Consider the following 18,292-nt stretch of genomic DNA (forward strand, 5'->3'; position numbering starts at 1 on the left):
GGTGCCGTCCTTGCATCGACAGCGACTACGCGCTCCCGCCGGCAGAACGATTGACGTTCGGAACCCATGAATCTTTTTCTCTCGAAGCGGCTGCTGATCAATATCGCGGTCGTGGCCGCGGCGGTCGGCGCAAACGCGTTCGTCGCCTACACGCAGATTTGCGGCCAACGCGACGCCGATGCCCGCATGCTGCGTTCGACGAGCGTGCGCCAGAACCTCGACGCCTATCACACGGCGCTCGACGGTGGCCTCGCTGCGCTCGGCCGTTTCGAGGCTACGGGTGAATCCGCGCCGGTCAACGCGGCCACCGCGATGACCACGACGCTGACGGGACTGGAGCGCGAGCTGCGCCAGGAACTCATCGGCGAACCCGCCATGCTCGGCGCACTGGCCAAATTGAGCGCGGATAGCCAAACGCTGCAGCACGACATCAACGACGCGTTGCTCAAGAGTGCCGACGCCGGGGCAAGTGCCTCGCGCGCCTGGGCGGCCTCGACCTACACGCATCTCGGACTGGGCCTCGACCGGGTGGAAGCCGACCTGGCCGAACTGCGCGGTGCGGAAAACCGCGCCTTGCAAGCGTCGCTGGCGGCGTCCGGCGTCGAAACCCAGCGCGCAATGTTCCTGCTGATCGTGACGATGCTCGCGGGCAGCGTGCTGTTGATCTTCACGTTCGGCGCGCGCGAAAGCAGCGCCCGCGAGAAGCTGCGCACCGTGCGCGCGCTGGGGCGCAACGACGAACGCTTTCGCGGCCTGTTCGACGATCATCCGGTGCCGATGTATATCTTCGATCGCGAGACGCTGCGTTTTCTCGCCGTCAACGCGGCTGCGATCCAGCAATACGGCTATTCCGAATCCGAATTTCTCGGCATGACGATTCGCGCGATCCGGCCAAATGCCGAAATTGCGCGCCTCGAATCGCATCTGCAACGCAGCGACGCGACCTCGCGCAACCGCACCATGGCGGGCGTCTGGCATCACCGTCGCAAGGACGGGACGACGATCAGCGCCGACATCTCGTATCACGCGATGAATTTCCTCGGCCGCGCCGCGTTCTTCGTGCTGGCCGACGACGTCACCGAGCAGATCAACGCCGAAGCCGAAGCGCATCGCTCGAACCAGATGCTCGAAGCAGTGATCGACAACATTCCGCAACGCATCTTCTGGAAGGATCTGGAGTCGCGCTATCTCGGCTGCAACATGGCGTTCGCGCGCGATGCCGGGCTCGCCTATCCCGAGCAGGTGGTCGGCAAAAGCGACACCGACATGCCGTGGCGTGCCTTCGCCGATCTGCTCAACAAGCACGACCAGGAAGTGGTGAGCACGGGCGTGCCGAAGATGAGTTTCGAAGTCGATCTGATGATCGACGGTGTGCACCGCACCACGGTCACGAGCAAGCTGCCGTTCACCGACGGCGACGGCCGCGTGATCGGCGTGCTCGGCTCGTACACGGACATCACCGAGCGCAAACGCGCCGACCTCGCGCTGCGTCTGCAAAGCCGCGCGCTCGATGCGAGCGTCAACGCGATTCTGATCACCGCGCCGTCACCGACAGGCAACCTGATCGAATACGTGAACCCGGCCTTCATGCGCATCACCGGCTACGATCCGGCCGAGGTGATCGGCCACGATTGCCGCGTGCTGCAACGCGACGACCGCGATCAGGAAGGCGTCGCACTGATCCGCCAGGCGCTCGTGGCGAATCGCGAGGTGAGCGCCGTGGTGCGCAACTACCGCAAGGACGGCGCGCTGTTCTGGAATCAGCTGTTCATCGCGCCGGTGCCGAATGCGGAAGGCGTGATTACCCATCACATCGGCGTAATCAACGATGTGACCGATCTGATCCGCTACCAGGAACAGCTCGAATATCAGGCCAACTACGACAGTCTCACGCGCCTGCCGAACCGCAATCTGCTGCGCGACCGCTTGCAGCATGCGTTGATCGTCGCGCAACGGCAGCACAAGGGCGTCGCGGTCGTGTTCATCGATCTGGACGGCTTCAAGAACGTCAACGACAGCCTGGGTCACAGCGTCGGCGACCGTCTGCTAAGTGTGGTCGCCGAGCGGCTGGCGCGCTGTACGCGCACGAGCGATACGGTGGCGCGCCATGGCGGCGACGAGTTCGTGATCGTGATGACCGACACGGTCGACGAACAATCGCTGATCGCGTGGATGGAGCGCGTGCGGCTGTCGATTTCCGAGCCGGTATGGCTCGACGGTACCGAGTTGTACGTGGGCTGTAGCATGGGCGCGAGCCTCTTCCCGCAAGACGGGGAAGACGCGGAAACGCTGATGAAAAAGTCCGATCTCGCGATGTATCGCGCAAAGGACATGGGCCGCAACACGTTCCAGTTCTACCAGCCGGAAATGAACGCGAGCGCGGGCGTGCGGCTGAATCTCGAACGGCGTCTGCGCCGGGCGTTGCGCGACAACGAATTCCTGTTGCACTACCAGCCGCAGGTGGATATCGAGACTGGGCAGATCGTCGGCACCGAAGCGCTGGTGCGTTGGCGCGACCCAGAGTTCGGGCTGATTGCGCCCTCGGCATTCATTCCGCTCGCGGAAGAAAGCGGCCTGATCGGACCGCTCTCCGAATGGGTCTTGCGCGAAGCGTGTCGTCAGAACAAGGCGTGGCAGGACGAAGGTCTGCCGCCGGCGCGTGTGTCGGTGAATCTGTCGGCGCGGGTGTTCCAGCAGCGCGATATCGCCAAACTGGTGATGCAGGTGCTGGCCGAGACGGGGCTCGAGCCGCAGTACCTCGAACTCGAATTGACCGAAAGCACCATCATGCGCAACGCCGAAGAGGCCGTATCGATGCTCAACGAGCTGCACGCACTGGGCATCGGCCTGGCCATCGACGACTTCGGCACGGGCTATTCGAGCCTGAGCTATCTGAAGCGCTTCCCGGTGGATCGCCTGAAAATCGACCGTTCGTTCGTGTCGGACATCGGCGTATCGGGCGACGACGAGACGATCACCTCGGCGATCATCGCGCTCGCGCATTCGCTGAAGTTGCAGGTGATCGCCGAAGGGGTGGAAACCTCGGCGCAACTCGATTTCCTGAAAGAGCGCGCGTGCGACGAGATGCAAGGCTTCTACTTCGCCAAGCCCCTGACCACCGAAGCGATTTCCGAGTTGTTGCAGGGCGGCGTGGGACGCGATCTGGCCACGGTTTAAGCGTCCCCACGCGCTGCATTTACTGCGCCGGCGTGCTCAGAAAAACCGGCAGGTCTTCGGCCAGCGCCGAAAACGCCTGCAAATGCGGGTGCGCCGTTTTTCCGACGGTGCCCGGCAACATCATCTGCGTGAAGTGCCAGGCGACGGCCACGGTGACGTCGGCCGCATCGAACTGATTCGCCTCGAGCGGCAGCGCGGCGGCCGCGACTTCGCGTTCGAGTTCGGCGTAGGCGGCGAACAGCTGCGCGCTCACGCGCTCGACCCAAGGCTCATGCTGCTTTTCAGCCGGGCGCAGGTTGCGTTCATAAACGATCTGCACGGTCTTCTCACAGGCGGCGAGCGCAAGACCCGTGAGCCGGGCGGCGCGCAAGGCGCCGTCGGGATGTGTTGGAAAGAGCCTTTGCTGCGGCCCGGCGAGTGTGGCGAGGTACTGCAGGATCACCGTCGAATCCATCACGGTCTGGCCGTTGTCAGCGATCAACGTCGGCGCCTTGACGACGGGATTGATCTTCGCGAACTCGTCGTAGGTGCTGAACACCGAAATCGGCTGGTGCTCGAACTCCAGCTTCAATAATTTCAGACAGATAGCGACCCGGCGCACGTACGGCGAATCGAGCATTCCGATCAGTTTCATTTCGTTTCCGTTAGAAGTTCTTTCAGTACGCGATTGGACCGCGGCAAGCTGCGGTTCCGTGGCTGGTCAAACTCGTCGCGCATGAGAGGGATAGGTTAAGCATCTCCATCAATCAAAAAAAGCGACATTATTCGACGGTTTACGTCAGAATTTCTAACATGAAAGCCATCCCGCCTTTGACCGCATTGCGCTGCTTCGAGGCCGTCGCCCGGCTGGGCGGCGTGACTCATGCGGCGCGCGAATTGCACGTGACGCATTCGGCGGTGAGTCAGCAAATCAAGGTGCTGGAAGACACCATGGGCGTCGCGCTGTTCGTGCGTGAGGCGCGCGGACTGCGGCTCACCGAAGAGGGACGCCTTTACGCGCTCGACATCCGCATCGCGTTGCGCGACATCACTCAGGCAACACGCCGCGCCCAGGCACGACCGCAGGAAAGCGAACTGGTGATCGCGACTTTGCCGTCGTTCGCGCAGCACTGGCTCGTGCCGCGTCTTGCCAGCTTTCGCGAGGCGCATCCCTATTATCGAGTGCGTCTGCTGACGAGTCTGCAAATCGAAGACTTCCGCCAGGGCGGCTGCGATGTCGGCATCCGCATGGGGCAGGGCCATTGGCCCGAGCTCGCGCAACAAAAATTATTCGACGACGAGATGATCGTGGTCGCCGCGCCGCATTTCGCGCTGGCGCCGAATGGCCGCTTGCCCGTCAGCGCCGAGGACATCGTCGGCTGTCCGCTGATATCGAGCCCGGATACCCAGTGGGCCGAATGGTGCCAGGCGGCGCGGGTCGCGGTGCCGGCCGCCGGCTCCGTCGTGCTCAGCGCGAACGATTCGAACATCGTGATCAGCACCGTGTTGCTGGGTCAGGGCATCGCGCTCGAACGGCGCAGCCTGGTCGCTCATGCAATGGCGCGCGGCGAACTCGTGCAGATCAGCGAGGTTTGCGTGCCGTATCCCTATCCCTACTGGCTGGTGTGGCAGCAGCGCGAAACGCTCAATGCGCGGCAGGCGCATTTCACTCAGTGGATCGGAGGGCAGGTCGATGCCTATTTACGCAGCGGTCATTCGTCGGCGGTATCGGTTCACGCGGTTTAGCGCGGTGCCGGCGTCTGCGCCGCCAGCCCAGATTCTGTGGCGCTCGTATATATTCGGGGTTCTCATCTCAGACTGAGCTGGGAACTCTGAAGCATCAATGCACGTGGCGTAGCGTCCGTTCGCTGGTTGTTTTCGTGGTTGTAGGCGGTCACGGACGTTGGGCCGAAGACTTTTTCGACAATACGATTGGAGAGAGAACAATGACGTCTACACCTGCAAAAAAACTGGCTGTCCTGCTGGCATCGGTTGTCCTGAGCGTGGCGGCAGCCGCGCCGGCGTTCGCGCAAAGCAGCGACGCTGCTGCGGCAGGCACCGATTCGGGCGCGGTCAAGCCCATGGTCGCTTCGACACCGGCGGCAACGACCAAGGCCCAACGCAAGGCCGCGCGCAAACAGGCACGGGCGAAGAAAAACGCCGAGTTGAAGAAGCTGGAAAGCAACGGCTACAACCCGTCGCGTAATGATCCGAACTATCCGACCGACATTCAGAATGCGGAGAAGAAGGCGGCGGGCGGTTCTGGCGGTCAGTGACGCCGGGTCCGAGGCGGCGTATCGCGCGAAGAGCGTAGCGCTGAACGAAAACGAGGCGCCCAGGCGCCTCGTTTTTTTCGTTTACCGCAGACCGCGGCGAGCCGTTCAGTCCAGCACGGGCAGCGCGCGCGGGCGGCGGTCGCTATCGGTGGCGACGTAGGTGAGGGTGGCTTCGGTCACCTTTACGAGATCTTCGGTCAGGCTCATGCGCTGCGCGTAGACCACCACCGAAACCGTGACCGACGTGTTACCCGTCTTGACGATGTCCGCGTAAAAGCTCAGCAGATCGCCGACGAACACCGGCTGCTTGAAGACGAACGAATTCACCGCAATGGTCGCCACGCGCCCATTGGCACGGCGGCTTGCCGGAATCGAGCCGGCAATGTCCACTTGCGCCATGATCCAGCCGCCGAACACGTCGCCGTGAACGTTCGCGTCCGACGGTTGCGGCACGACGCGCAGCGCGCAATGCTTTTGCGGGAGTTGTAGGAGATCGGACATTCGGGGCACCTTTGAGAAACGGTTTGGCTCGGTCGACTCGACCGCCAGGCAGCGATTCACGACAACGCGTCCAGTCAGCGCTCACCCGGTTGCACACACCAACCGTACGGCCGCGCTACTGGCCGATTCGCAACTCGTGGCCGGACAGCCCGTGAAAAGCGGCACCAGCCGGCTTCTGCGACAATAGAAAGATCAGGAATTGTACGGGAAAGCGCCCAGCCGGATTTGCGCGACAAAATGCAGTGTGCCGGACCGGCATGCCGCAATCGGCGCACTGCTGCGAACTCCGTCGCTTCCATCTTCCCCAAGCAGACTCTCCATGCGCCGCACGCCTTCCTCCGAGCCCTCGCCGATTTCCACCCAGCCGCGCAACGACTGGCAGACGATCCTGTCGCTGCTGCCTTACCTCGGCACTTATAAGTGGCGGGTGGGATTCGCGCTGACTTGCCTGATCGGCGCCAAAGTCGCCAATCTCGGCGTGCCGATCGTGATGAAACGGATCGTCGACGGCCTCGCGTCGGTGCGCCATCTCACCGCGCTTGGCCGCGCGCACGACGCGCCGGGTATCGTGTTGCTGGGCGGCGTCGGTTTGCTGGTGGTGGCGTATGCGGTGGTGCGATTGTCGACGTCGCTATTCACCGAGTTGCGCGAGATCCTGTTTGCGAAAGTGACCGAAAGCGCGGTGCGTCAACTGGCGCTGAAAGTGTTTCGCCATCTGCACGCGCTGTCGTTGCGTTTTCACCTGGATCGGCAGACGGGCGGCATGTCGCGCGATATCGAACGCGGCACGCGCGGCATCACGCAACTGATTTCGTATTCGCTCTACAGCATTCTGCCGACGCTCGTCGAAGTCGGCCTCGTGCTCGGCTTTTTCATCGTCAAATACGAGGCGTATTACGCGATCGTCACGTTCATCGCACTCGCGGTGTACATCGTCTTCACGGTGAAAGTGACCGAGTGGCGCACGCATTTTCGTCGCACGATGAACGACCTCGATTCGAAGGCCAATTCGCGCGCGATCGATTCGCTGCTCAACTACGAGACGGTGAAGTACTTCGGCAACGAAGAGTGGGAAGCGCATCGCTACGATGAAAACCTCAAGCGCTACCGCACGGCGGCGATCAAGTCGCAGCGTTCATTGTCGGCGCTGAACTTCGGTCAGCAGGCGATCATCGGCACGGGGCTCGTATTCATTCTGTGGCGCGCCACGCAAGGTGTGATGGCCGGGCGCCTCACGCTCGGCGATCTGGTGTTGATCAACACCTTCATGTTGCAGCTTTATATTCCACTGAATTTTCTCGGCGTGGTGTATCGCGAGCTGAAGCAGAGTCTCACCGACATGGACCGCATGTTCACGCTGCTCGGCGCCGCGCAGGAAGTGCCCGATCTGGAGGACGCGGCGGCCTTGCAGGTGAGTGGCGCGCAAGTGCGCTTCGAGCACGTGAATTTCGCCTATGAACCGGCGCGGCAGATTCTGCACGACGTGAGCTTCACGATTCCGGCGGGCACCACGACGGCGGTGGTTGGCCATAGCGGCTCGGGCAAATCGACGCTCGCACGGCTGATGTTCCGCTTCTACGATCTGGACCGCGCGACGGGCGGTGCGATTACCATCGACGGCCAGGATATTCGCGACGTCACGCAGGATTCGCTGCGTGCGTCGATCGGCATCGTGCCGCAGGATACGGTGTTGTTCAACGATTCGATCTACTACAACATCGCCTACGGCCGGCCGACGGCCACCCGCGACGACGTGATCGCGGCGGCGCGCGCGGCGCATATTCACGAGTTCATCGAAGGCTTGCCGAAGGGCTATGAGACGGCGGTCGGCGAACGTGGTCTGAAATTGTCCGGTGGCGAAAAGCAACGCGTGGCGATTGCGCGGACCATCCTCAAAAATCCGCCGATTTTGTTGTTCGACGAAGCCACCTCTGCGCTCGATTCGCGCTCCGAGCGGGCGATTCAGCACGAACTCGATCAGATCGCCCGCGAGCGCACGACGCTGATCATCGCGCACCGGCTTTCGACGGTGGTGCACGCGCAGCAGATCATCGTGATGGATAAAGGGCGCATCGTCGAACGCGGCACGCATGCAGAGTTGCTGCGCGCGAACGGTCTGTTCGCGCAGATGTGGGCGTTGCAGCAGCAGCGCGCGGCCGAGGCGCCGGAATCGGCGGATACGGCGAGCGTGGGGGAGCGTTAAGCCGAGATGATGCAGCGCGTTAGCGCGCGTTGCTCTTCAAATGCCGGTCGAGCGTTTCGAGTTGCGCGGGCGTGCCGACGTTCTCCCACAAACCTTCATACAACTCGCCGGTCGCAAGACCGCGAGCAATCGTCTCGCGATAGTACGGGCTGAGCGCGCGCCGCGTGCCGCGCGGCAGATCGCGGAACATGCGCGTGTCGTAAAGGCCGATGCTGCCGAACGTCAGACGCGGTTGAGCATCGAGCGAGAGCACGCCGTCGATCAGCCCAAAGTCGCCGTTCGGATGAAACGCTGGGTTCGGCACCATCACCAGATGCATGCCGGGCTCCGGTGAGGCTTGCAGCTTTTCAGCCGGGGCAGCGAGCGCGGCGTAATCGAAATCGGCGTACACATCGCCGGCGACCGCGACGAATACTGCGCTCTCACCTTCGTCTTCGAGCAGCGGCAGCGCCTGCACGATGCCGCCCGCCGTCTCCAGCGCTTCGTGTTCGGCCGAGTAACGCAACTCGACCTGCCAGCGCGAGCCGTTGCCGAGCGTGGTTTCGATCTGCTCGCCAAGCCACGCGTGATTGATCACGATGGTGCGAAAGCCCGCTTGCGCGAGTCGTTCGATCTGCGAGACGATCAGCGGTTTGCCACCGGCTTCGAGCAAAGGCTTCGGGCACGTGTCCGTCAACGGACGCATGCGATCGCCGCGCCCGGCGGCGAAAATCATCGCTTTCTTCGAGGACATCGTCATCGGTCAGAAGGTGTAGCCGATTTCGTTCGCGCGGCCTTCGAGCTCGTCGAGCAGTCTGGCGAACCCACGCAGCGGCGCGTAACGTTCGGCCACCTTGCGCGCATAGCCGATGAAACGCGGCAGATCCTGCATGTAATGCGGTTTGCTGTCGCGATAGTTGATCCGGCAGAACAGGCCGAGCACCTTGATGTGCCGTTGCAGACCCATCCATTCGAGCTGACGGTAGAACTCGCCGAAATCGGGATCAACCGGCAGCCCGGCCTTTTTCGCCCGTTCCCAGTAGTACACGAAGCAGTCCAGTTCGAACTCTTCGTCCCAGCTGAGGAATGCGTCGCGCAGCAACGAGGCGACGTCGTACGTGATCGGGCCGTACACGGCGTCCTGGAAGTCGAGCACGCCGGGATTCACCGGATTCGGCGCGCTGGCGACCATCAGGTTGCGCGGCATGAAATCGCGCAGCATGAAGACTTGCGGCTGCGCCCGGGCGCTCGCGATCAGCAGCGCGAAGGTGCGGTCCAGCAGCGCGCGGGTGCTTTCGTCGATCTCGCGGCCCAGATGGCGGCCGATGAACCACTCCGGCAGCAACTCCATCTCGCGACGCAGGAAGGCTTCGTCGAACGGCGGCAGCACGTCTTCGCGCGAGGTGAGTTGCCAGCGGATCAGCGCGTCGAGCGCGTCGCGCATGAGCGTGCGGCAGGTGCGCGAGTCGCCCGCATTCTGCGCGGCGCTCAATGCGCCGAGGTAGGAATCGGTGCCCAGATCGGTGACGAGCATGAAGCCGGCTTCGAAGTCGACCTCGAGCACGCGCGGCACATGCACGCCGGCGGCGTCGAGCAAGCCGGCTACCTGGACGAATTCTCGGCACTTTTCGGGCGGCGGGGCATCGACGGCGATCAGGTTGCCGAGGTTTTCGCCTTCCGGCGCCTTACCGGCGAGCCGGAAATAGCGACGAAAACTGGCGTCGGACGAAGCCGGTGCGAGCGTGGCGAGATCGAGCGCATAGCGCGCCGCATGGCCTTGCAGCCAGGCCTCGAGCAGTTCGAGGCGGCGGTCGGCGGAGGGTCGGGTGGAGTCTGGGGAGGAGGGCAGCGTCATGAAAACCGGCGGCAAATTCTTGGGGGCAACGTCTTGCCATATAATACCCCACGACTTTTTTGACGCGACTCACGCCGGCTTTTCGCGTATTCCGTTTCACCGCCCGCCTCACGTTCGACAGATTGTAAATATTGTGTGCAGCCGACAGTCACGGTCGGGATGTGCAGGCGGTGGATCGTGACTGCAGAAGCTGACGGACGGGCCGATTCGCCAAACGATACATGCCGCCTAGAAAGCTTTCCCAAACGACGCCCTCTTGTGCCATCGCGCCGCGCAAAAGGCGGCTCGTCGCGGCGTTGATCGCCGCTCCGGGCCTGATGCCCGCGCTTGCACACGCCCAGCTGGTCGGGGAAGCCGCGCAGCCGCAACCGATCGACGCACCGTGGGGTATGCAACTCGCCCCGCAGCTCGAAGAGCATCCGCTGCAGCCCGGTCAGAAGCCTGCCACCTTCGTGCTGGGCGACACCACCACCGGCACCAGCGACCAGGACATGGCCGCCAAGGGCTCGGCCGAGGTGCGTCGCGGTACGGTCGTCATCAAGGCCGACGCGCTGCACTACGATCAGGACACGGACATGGCCGACGCCTACGGCTCGGTCCACGTGAACAATAGCGGCGCTACGTTCGCCGGCCCGGAAGCGCACATGCGGGTGGATTCGAGCGAAGGCTTCATGACCGCGCCGAAGTACCACTTCACCATGACGGGCGGCTCGGGCAGCGCGGAGCGGGTCGACCTGCTCGACAACGAGCGCTCGGTCTTCACGAAGGGCACCTACACGGCCTGCGCGTGCGCCGACGACCCGGCGTGGTACATCAAAGGCAGCGAGTTCGATTTCGACACCGGCGCCGACGAAGGCGTGGCGTATAACGGCGTGCTGTTTTTCCAGGGGCTGCCGGTATTCGCTTCGCCCTGGCTGTCGTTCCCGTTGTCCGGTGAGCGGCGCAGCGGCCTGTTGCCGCCCACGTTCTCGCTGGGTTCGTCGAACGGCTTCGAACTGTCGGTGCCGTACTACTTCAACATCGCGCCGAATCGCGATCTGACCGTGACGCCACGGCTGATCTCCAAGCGCGGCGTGCAGTTGCAGTCCACTTTCCGGTATCTGTCGCCCACGTATTCCGGCTCGATCACCGGCGAGTTCCTGCCCGACGACCACCTGACGCATACCAACCGCTACGCGCTGTACATCCAGCACAACCAGAACTTCGGCGACGGGTTCGGCGGTTACGTCTACTACAACAAGGTCTCGGACAACACGTATCCGGAAGATCTGTCGTCGTCGGTCAGTCAGTTCATGAACGGCACCCAGCTCCTGTATCAGCAGGAAGCCGGGTTGACCTATAGCAACGGCCCATGGTCGGTGCTCGCGCGCGAACAGCACTGGCAGACGCTGGCGCCGTCCACCGCGCCGTATGGCCGCGAGCCGCAGTTGAACGTGAAGTACGCGAAGTACAACGTCGGCGGTTTCGACTTCGGCGCGGAAGCCGACTACTCGAATTTCCGCATCACCACCGCGGATACCACGCAGGGTCAACGGGTGATGTTCAATCCGTACCTGTCGTATTCCGTGGTCGGACCGGGTTACTTCATCACGCCGAAGGTGCAGTGGCACTTCGCGCAGTACGACCTGAACAACATCAGCAGCACGGCGGCGGCCGGCACGCCGAAAAACTTCACCGAATCGATTCCGACGTTCACCTTCGATACCGGGCTGGTGTTCGACCGTTCGGTGCGGATCTTCGGCGAAGACTATATCCAGACGCTCGAGCCGCGCCTGTACTACGTGTACACGCCGTACCGCAATCAGGCGTTCGCGCCGCTGTTCGACACGGCCGACTCCGATTTCGGGCTGGCCGAGATTTTCTCGCCGAACACGTTCGTCGGTAACGACCGGATCGCCGACGCGAACCGTCTGACCGCCGCCCTCACCACGCGCTTCATCAACCCGGCCACGGGCGACGAACGCGCGCGTTTCGTGATCGCGCAGCAGTACTACTTCCAGGACCAGCGCGTCACGTTGTTGCCGACGCAAACCAGCACGCAGGCTACCCACTCGGACCTGATTCTGGGTGCGGCGCTGAAGCTCGGCGCCGGTTTTTCCTCGGAAACGGCGTTCCAATATAATGCCGACAACGATCAACTGACGAAAACCAGCGTCGGCTTCGGCTTCAGTCCCGAAAGCGGCAAGGTGATCAATGTCGCGTACCGCTACACGCGCGCGAACACCACGCTGGACTTTCAGCCGATCAATCAGGTGCTGATCTCCGGCCAGTGGCCGTTGACGCACCGGGTGTACAGTGTCGCCCGGCTGAACTACGACCTGGGCGGTCACCGGATCGTCGACGGGCTGGTCGGTCTGCAATACGACGCGGACTGCTGGACGCTGGGCGCCGGGATCCAGCGCTATGCGAACGGCCTGAACACCTCGGGGGAAACCCAGTCGAGCACGCGGTTCCTCGCGCAGCTGACATTCAAGGGTTTGTCGAGCGTCGACAACGGGCTGATTGCCGCGTTCCGCGCGGGTGTGTCGGGCTACACGCCGTTGCCGCCGCCGCCGGCACCGGAAGCGCGTTTCACGAACTACGAATGACGCGGACACGATCATTCATCAAATGCGAAAAGACGGGCCAGGCGCGCCCGACATCATTGGAGTATCTGTGGCAATCATGAAAAAGCTTCGCTTGGCAACGCTTGCGGCCGGTCTTGCCGCCGCAGCGTCCTTCCTGTCGGTAGCGCCGGTTCAGGCGCAGGCACTGAGCAGCAACAACGGCCAGACGGTCGACACCATCGCCGCGGTGGTTAACAACGGTGTCATCACGCGGCGCGAACTCGACGAGCGCATGGGCCTGATCACGCGCCGGCTGAACCAGCAAAACGCGCCGGTCCCGCCGATGGACCAGTTGCGCCAGCAGGTGCTCAACCAGATGGTGCTGGAGCGCATCCAGTTGCAGAAGGCGAAGGAAGACGGCATCAACATCGACGACGCTCAGGTGCAGAAAACCCTCGAGCGGCTCGCGAAGGCCAACAATATGTCGCTCGAGATGTACCGCGCGCGGATCGAGGCACAGGGCGTGCCCTGGACCACGTTCACGGGCGACGCGCGTACCGAACTGACGCTCTCGCGTCTGCGTGAAAAGGAAGTGGACAGCAAGGTCACGGTGTCGGACGCGGAAGTCGCGAACTACATCGCCAGCCAGCGCGGCCCGAACGCCGGCCAGATGAGCGACCTGCATATGGAGCACATCTTCCTGAAGGCACCGCTGAATGCGTCGGAGACCGACATCGAAGCGGCTCAGAAAAAGGCCCAGTCGCTGCTCGACCAGGCCAAGGGAGGCGCCAACTTCGAGAAGCTCGCAAAAGCCAATTCGCAGGCACCTGACGCGTCGAAAGGCGGCGACCTTGGGTTTCAGTCGCAGTCCAAGCTGTCGCCGGAATTCGTAAAGGCAGCGTCAACGCTGCGCCCGGGCGAAATCAGTCCGGACCTGGTGCGTACCAACGACGGCTTTGAAGTCGTTCGCCTGGTGGATCGCCGCGCCGGCCAAGGCGCCAGCTCGGATGCACCGAAGCTCGTGCAAACCCACGTGCGTCACATTCTGCTGCGCGTCGGCGACGGCATGTCGGAACCGCAAGCACGTCAGAAGCTACTTGAGATCAAGAGCCAGATCCATTCGGACGGTGACTTCGAGAAGTTCGCTCACACGTATTCGCAGGACGGCTCGGCCTCGCAAGGCGGCGACCTCGGCTGGATCAGCCCGGGCGAAACGGTGCCGGAATTCGAGCGCGCGATGAACAATCTGCAGGACGGCCAGATCAGCGACCCGGTCCGCAGCGAGTACGGCTATCACCTGATCCAGGTGCTCGGCCGCCGCGAATCGGAAGGCTCGGTTTCGCAGCAGATGGACCTGGCCCGCCAGGCCATCGGTCAACGCAAGGCGGAGCAGGCTTACGCCGACTGGCTGCGCGAACTGCGCGACACCGCCTACGTGGAAGTCAAGCCCACGCTGACGAGCGCGCAATAAGCATCATGACCCACGCCGCCCAGTCCGCCCGCCCGCCGCTGCAGATCGCGATCACGACCGGCGAGCCCGCCGGCGTCGGTCCGGAACTGACGGTGCAGGCGCTGGCCGGCGCGGCGGTGCATTGGCCGCAGGCGCAGTTCACTGTGCTGGGCGACTCCGCTCTGCTCGCCGAACGGGCGCAGGCGGTCGGGGTCGATTGGGCCGCGCTGCTGGCCGACGGCAAGCGGGTGGGTGTGCAGCATCATGCGCTCGGCGCGCCGTCGCTGGCGGGCAAGCTCGACGCCGCCAATGGCCGCTACGTGCTCGATCTGCTCGACAGCGCGATCGACGGCGCGGCGGCCGGCACGTTCGACGCGATCGTTACCGCGCCGCTGCAAAAAAGCACCATCAACGACGCCGGTGTGCCGTTCACCGGCCACACCGAATATCTGGCCGAGCGCACCCACACGCCGCGTGTGGTGATGATGCTGGCCGGCACGGGCAAGCGCCCGCTGCGCGTGGCGCTCGCCACCACGCATCTGCCGCTCAAGGACGTCTCCGCTGCGCTGTCCATCGAGAGTATTCTCGAAACCTTGCGTATCATCGATCACGACTTGCGGCACCACTTCGGTTTGCCCGCGCCGCGCATCCTCGTGACGGGTTTGAATCCGCACGCGGGCGAGAACGGTTATCTGGGCCGCGAGGAAATCGAGGTCATCACACCGGCGCTGAAGCTCGCGAACGCTCAAGGCATCGACGCGCGCGGCCCTTATCCGGCGGATACGCTGTTTCAGCCGCGTTATCTCGAGCAGGCCGACTGCGTGCTGGCGATGTTCCACGATCAGGGCCTGCCGGTGCTGAAGTACGCCACCTTCGGCGAAGGCATCAACGTCACGCTCGGTTTGCCGATCATCCGCACCTCGGTCGATCACGGCACGGCGCTGGATCTTGCCGGCACCGGCCGCGCCGATTCCGGCAGCCTGATTGCCGCGATCGAGACGGCGGTGTCGATGGCGCAGCACCGCCGCGCGGACTGACGCGGATCTGGCGTAGCGCGGCAGCCAGCCGGCACGGCATGCTTCACGCGAGTGGGTCGCGAACGGCGACAGGGCGGCAAGACGACAGGGCTTGTGCGCAGTTCTTTTCTTTAAGCAGTTCTCTTTCTTAGCGTTTCTTCGATGTCCACCAGCAGACAGCAACAGGGCCGACACCAAGGTCATATCGCGCGCAAGCGTTTCGGTCAGAACTTTCTGGTCGACATGGGCGTGATCGAGTCGATCGTCGATGTCATCGGGCCGCAGCGCGGCGAGCGTATGGTCGAGATCGGCCCGGGTCTGGGCGCGCTCACCGAACCGCTGATCGAGCGTCTGGCGACGCCGGAGTCGCCCTTGCACGCCGTCGAACTGGACCGCGATCTGATCGGCCGTCTGAAGACGAAATTCGGCGAGTTGCTCGAACTGCACGCCGGCGACGCGCTCGCGTTCGACTTCGGCTCGCTGGCCGCGCCGGGCGAGAAAGCGTCGCTACGTATCGTCGGCAATCTGCCGTACAACATTTCCAGCCCGCTGCTGTTTCACCTGACCTCGTTCGCGCATCTCGTGATCGATCAGCATTTCATGCTGCAGAACGAAGTGGTCGAGCGGATGGTGGCGGAGCCCGGCACCAAGGCGTTCAGCCGTTTGTCGGTGATGCTGCAGTACCGCTACGTGATCGACAAACAGCTCGACGTGCCGCCCGAATCGTTCAACCCGCCGCCGAAGGTCGATTCCGCTATCGTGCGGATGATTCCGTACGAGGTGCATGAACTCGCGCCGGTCGACGAGCGCGTGCTCGGCGAAGTAGTGACGGCGGCGTTCTCGCAGCGCCGCAAGATGCTGCGCAACACGCTCGCGGCGTATCGCGATTTGGTGGACTTCGAGGCGCTCGGCTTCGACCTGCAGCGTCGCGCCGAAGATGTGTCGGTGGCGGAATATGTGCGCGTCGCGCAGATCGTGGCGGGCAAGGCTTAGGTTGTTACCCGCTTTGCCGGTGCGTTGACCAGTGCAATGCCGGTCAGCACCAGCAAAGCGGCCATCAGAAAGCGCACGCTGAACGATTCGCCGAGCAACAGCACGCCGAAGGTCACGCCGAACAGCGGCGTCAGAAACGAGAATACCGACAGGCGCGACGCGATATAACGCGTCAGCAGCCAGAACCACACCAGATAGCTCACGAACGCGACCACCACCGCCTGATAGGCGAGGCTCATCACCGCCACGGGCGTGACGCTTTCCACCCGCGCTTCGCCGAGTCCCACCGCCAGCGCGAGCAGCACCACCGCCGACACCGTCAGTTGATAGAACAGCGTCTTGCTGGCGCTCGTGTGCGCGAGCCGCGAGCCGCGCACCACCACCGTGGTCGCTGCCCATGCGATGCCGCCCAGCACGCCGAGTGCGTCGCCGGCCACGCCCTTCATCGTCGAAGCTTGCGCGGCGGGGGCGTGCAGGAAACCGTCCGCGAAGGCTAGCGTCATCCCCGCGAAAGCCACTACGATGCCGACCCACTGAATGCGTCGCATGCGTTCGCCGTCGACGAACCAGTGCAGGCCGAGCGCAGTGAAGCACGGTGCCGTGTACAGGAATACCGCCATGCGCGAGGCGCTGGTCAGCGTCAGCCCGAGAAAAATGCACACGAATTCAGCCGCGAACAGCACGCCCGCGAGCAGGCCGGCGCCGAGCGTGCCGTCGTCGCGAAAGAGCGGCGTGCCGCGACTGCGCGCCCAGCCCCACACCAGCACCGCCGCAATCGCCGATCGCAAGCCCGCCTGGAAGATCGGCGGCACGGCTGCGTTGGTGCTCTTGATCGCGACTTGCTGAAGGCCCCAGATCGCGCACAGACCGATCATCAGCAGGATGGCGAAGCTATCCGGGGCGCGGCGCGCGGGCAGGGCAGGGGTGCTCATGGATGATTGGAGTCGTTGGGCGGGATGAGACCTTCATACGATAGCAAACCCGCGTGTCATTCCTGCCGATGACCCCATCGCCTACGCGTGCTTCTTACGGATCGCAAGCATTTTGCGGACTTAACAACACTCTCGTCAGACTAATTTTTGCCTGTCTTAATTTCGCGCTAAGGTTCAGCCACACGCGTTTCGTCTGGCTAATCCCGCAGACATACCCCGTTCGCATCAAGCAGATTCAAGCAGACCCTGTACGAGGAAACGGTATGAAGAACGCAAGCAGGTGGGTCGTCACGGCGATCCCCGCAGCCTTGGCGTCGTTAGGATGCCAAATGGCGCAGGCGCAATCCAGCGTGACGTTGTACGGCGTGGTCGACGAGAGCGTGCGCTATCTCACCCACGCGAACACGGCCGGCGATTCGTCGCTCGGGCTCGGCGCGGGCGGCATGACGCAAAGCCGCTGGGGCCTGAAAGGCACCGAGGACCTGGGCGGCGGCTGGTCGACCTTCTTCAAACTCGAAAACCGCATCTACCTCAACACCGGTCAGAGCGATCCCGCGCTGCCGTTTTTCAACGAAGCGCAAGTCGGCATACGCTCGGATTCTTTCGGCCAGGTGATCCTCGGGCGTCAGTACAACGTCGTGATCGAAGGCGTGACGGTGGCCGGCTACGGCAGCAACTGGTGGATCCCGTACGACTTCAGCTTCCAGCCTGAAGTGACGATGACCGGCGGCATCTGGACCAGCAACCAGGTGCAATATCAGGCGAGATATAACGGTTTCAGCTTCGCGGCGGGTTACGCGTTCGGTGGCAACGCGGGCAATTCCTACGGCAGCCAGATCGGCGCGGCCGCCGCCTATAAGCCGGAAGGCGGACCGTTCAGTTTTGGCGGCGCGTACGAAGAGTCGAAGGATTCGGTCAACGGCGCGGCCTCGAAGACGTGGACTTTCGGCGGCGCGTACACGTGGAATCTGACGCGCTTTTCGGCGGGTTATATCGTCGATCAGAACGACGCGGGGTTCTCCAGCTTCGCCAACGGACCCTTCACCGCGCCCGCCTTGACCGCGCTGAAGTACCTGGATTTTGCGCGACGCCGCATGATCATGGGCGGTATCACGCAACAGGTCGGCAATCGCTGGCACTTCGCGGCAAACGTCTGGCGCACGTTGCAGGACGGCAAGGCCGCGGCGCAGGACGGCTCCGCCTGGCAATATCAACTGGTCGCCGACTACAACCTTTCGCAGCGCACCGACATCTACCTGGAAGGCGACTACGCGCTATACCGTGGCGATCTGATCGGCGCGCAACTGCAGGGCGTCAACACGATCGGACTCGCGCAGAAGGGTTCGCAGATCGGCTTGATGGCGGGCGTGCGGCATCAATTCTGA

Annotated in this window: 14 protein-coding genes; 9 read left to right on the plus strand and 5 right to left on the minus strand. The window is 63.3% G+C overall.

All coding sequences use genetic code 11. The features are described from left to right. Positions 1-66: 66 nt before the first annotated feature. Positions 67-3,177, plus strand: a complete 3,111-nt coding sequence (locus FQ705_RS22525) for an EAL domain-containing protein (RefSeq protein WP_144144445.1) — start codon at positions 67-69, stop codon at positions 3,175-3,177. Between the two features lie 19 nt (positions 3,178-3,196). On the opposite strand, the gene FQ705_RS22530 is transcribed toward FQ705_RS22525, so the two are convergent. Next, complete coding sequence (locus tag FQ705_RS22530; protein WP_144144447.1) at positions 3,197-3,811, minus strand: glutathione S-transferase; 615 nt, start codon at positions 3,809-3,811, stop codon at positions 3,197-3,199. A gap of 158 nt (positions 3,812-3,969) precedes the next feature. Here FQ705_RS22530 and FQ705_RS22535 point away from each other — a divergent pair, with 158 nt between their 5' ends. Together FQ705_RS22535 and FQ705_RS22540 are read left to right on the plus strand one after the other, a co-directional pair. Then, positions 3,970-4,902, plus strand: a complete 933-nt coding sequence (locus tag FQ705_RS22535) for a LysR substrate-binding domain-containing protein (RefSeq protein WP_144144449.1) — start codon at positions 3,970-3,972, stop codon at positions 4,900-4,902. Positions 4,903-5,102: 200 nt separating this feature from the next. Further along, a complete protein-coding gene (locus FQ705_RS22540; protein WP_144144451.1) occupies positions 5,103-5,432 on the plus strand; it encodes a DUF4148 domain-containing protein in 330 nt (109 codons plus the stop codon). A 105-nt stretch (positions 5,433-5,537) separates the two neighbouring features. Here the strand turns inward: FQ705_RS22540 and FQ705_RS22545 are convergent, their stop codons facing one another. After that, positions 5,538-5,933, minus strand: coding sequence for an acyl-CoA thioesterase (locus FQ705_RS22545; protein ID WP_144144454.1), 396 nt, complete (start codon positions 5,931-5,933; stop codon positions 5,538-5,540). A gap of 319 nt (positions 5,934-6,252) precedes the next feature. Here FQ705_RS22545 and FQ705_RS22550 point away from each other — a divergent pair, with 319 nt between their 5' ends. Then, positions 6,253-8,136, plus strand: a complete 1,884-nt coding sequence (locus FQ705_RS22550) for an ABCB family ABC transporter ATP-binding protein/permease (RefSeq protein WP_144144456.1) — start codon at positions 6,253-6,255, stop codon at positions 8,134-8,136. 19 nt (positions 8,137-8,155) lie between these two features. On the opposite strand, the gene murU is transcribed toward FQ705_RS22550, so the two are convergent. Beyond that, the gene (gene murU, locus FQ705_RS22555; RefSeq protein ID WP_144144458.1) at positions 8,156-8,875 is read right to left on the minus strand and encodes an N-acetylmuramate alpha-1-phosphate uridylyltransferase MurU; all 720 of its coding nucleotides are present in this window, start codon (positions 8,873-8,875) and stop codon (positions 8,156-8,158) included. Between the two features lie 3 nt (positions 8,876-8,878). Next, positions 8,879-9,970, minus strand: a complete 1,092-nt coding sequence (locus tag FQ705_RS22560) for an aminoglycoside phosphotransferase family protein (protein WP_144144460.1) — start codon at positions 9,968-9,970, stop codon at positions 8,879-8,881. Between the two features lie 221 nt (positions 9,971-10,191). Here FQ705_RS22560 and FQ705_RS22565 point away from each other — a divergent pair, with 221 nt between their 5' ends. From FQ705_RS22565 to rsmA, 4 genes are all read left to right on the plus strand, one after another. Continuing rightward, positions 10,192-12,558, plus strand: coding sequence for an LPS-assembly protein LptD (locus tag FQ705_RS22565; protein ID WP_144144462.1), 2,367 nt, complete (start codon positions 10,192-10,194; stop codon positions 12,556-12,558). A 67-nt stretch (positions 12,559-12,625) separates the two neighbouring features. Further along, positions 12,626-13,987, plus strand: coding sequence for a peptidylprolyl isomerase (locus tag FQ705_RS22570; protein ID WP_144144464.1), 1,362 nt, complete (start codon positions 12,626-12,628; stop codon positions 13,985-13,987). A gap of 5 nt (positions 13,988-13,992) precedes the next feature. Next, complete coding sequence (gene pdxA, locus FQ705_RS22575) at positions 13,993-15,003, plus strand: 4-hydroxythreonine-4-phosphate dehydrogenase PdxA (RefSeq protein ID WP_144144466.1); 1,011 nt, start codon at positions 13,993-13,995, stop codon at positions 15,001-15,003. 141 nt (positions 15,004-15,144) lie between these two features. Then, on the plus strand, positions 15,145-15,975 hold the full coding sequence (gene rsmA, locus FQ705_RS22580; RefSeq protein ID WP_144144468.1) for a 16S rRNA (adenine(1518)-N(6)/adenine(1519)-N(6))-dimethyltransferase RsmA: 831 nt from the start codon (positions 15,145-15,147) through the stop codon (positions 15,973-15,975). On the opposite strand, the gene FQ705_RS22585 is transcribed toward rsmA, so the two are convergent. Continuing rightward, a complete protein-coding gene (locus FQ705_RS22585; protein WP_144144470.1) occupies positions 15,972-16,907 on the minus strand; it encodes a DMT family transporter in 936 nt (311 codons plus the stop codon). The genes rsmA and FQ705_RS22585 overlap by 4 nt on opposite strands. A 263-nt stretch (positions 16,908-17,170) precedes the next feature. Here FQ705_RS22585 and FQ705_RS22590 point away from each other — a divergent pair, with 263 nt between their 5' ends. Beyond that, on the plus strand, positions 17,171-18,292 hold the full coding sequence (locus FQ705_RS22590) for a porin (RefSeq protein ID WP_144144472.1): 1,122 nt from the start codon (positions 17,171-17,173) through the stop codon (positions 18,290-18,292).

The sequence above is a fragment of the Paraburkholderia sp. BCC1884 genome (assembly GCF_900996225.1).
In the GTDB taxonomy this organism is placed as follows: Bacteria; Pseudomonadota; Gammaproteobacteria; order Burkholderiales; family Burkholderiaceae; genus Paraburkholderia.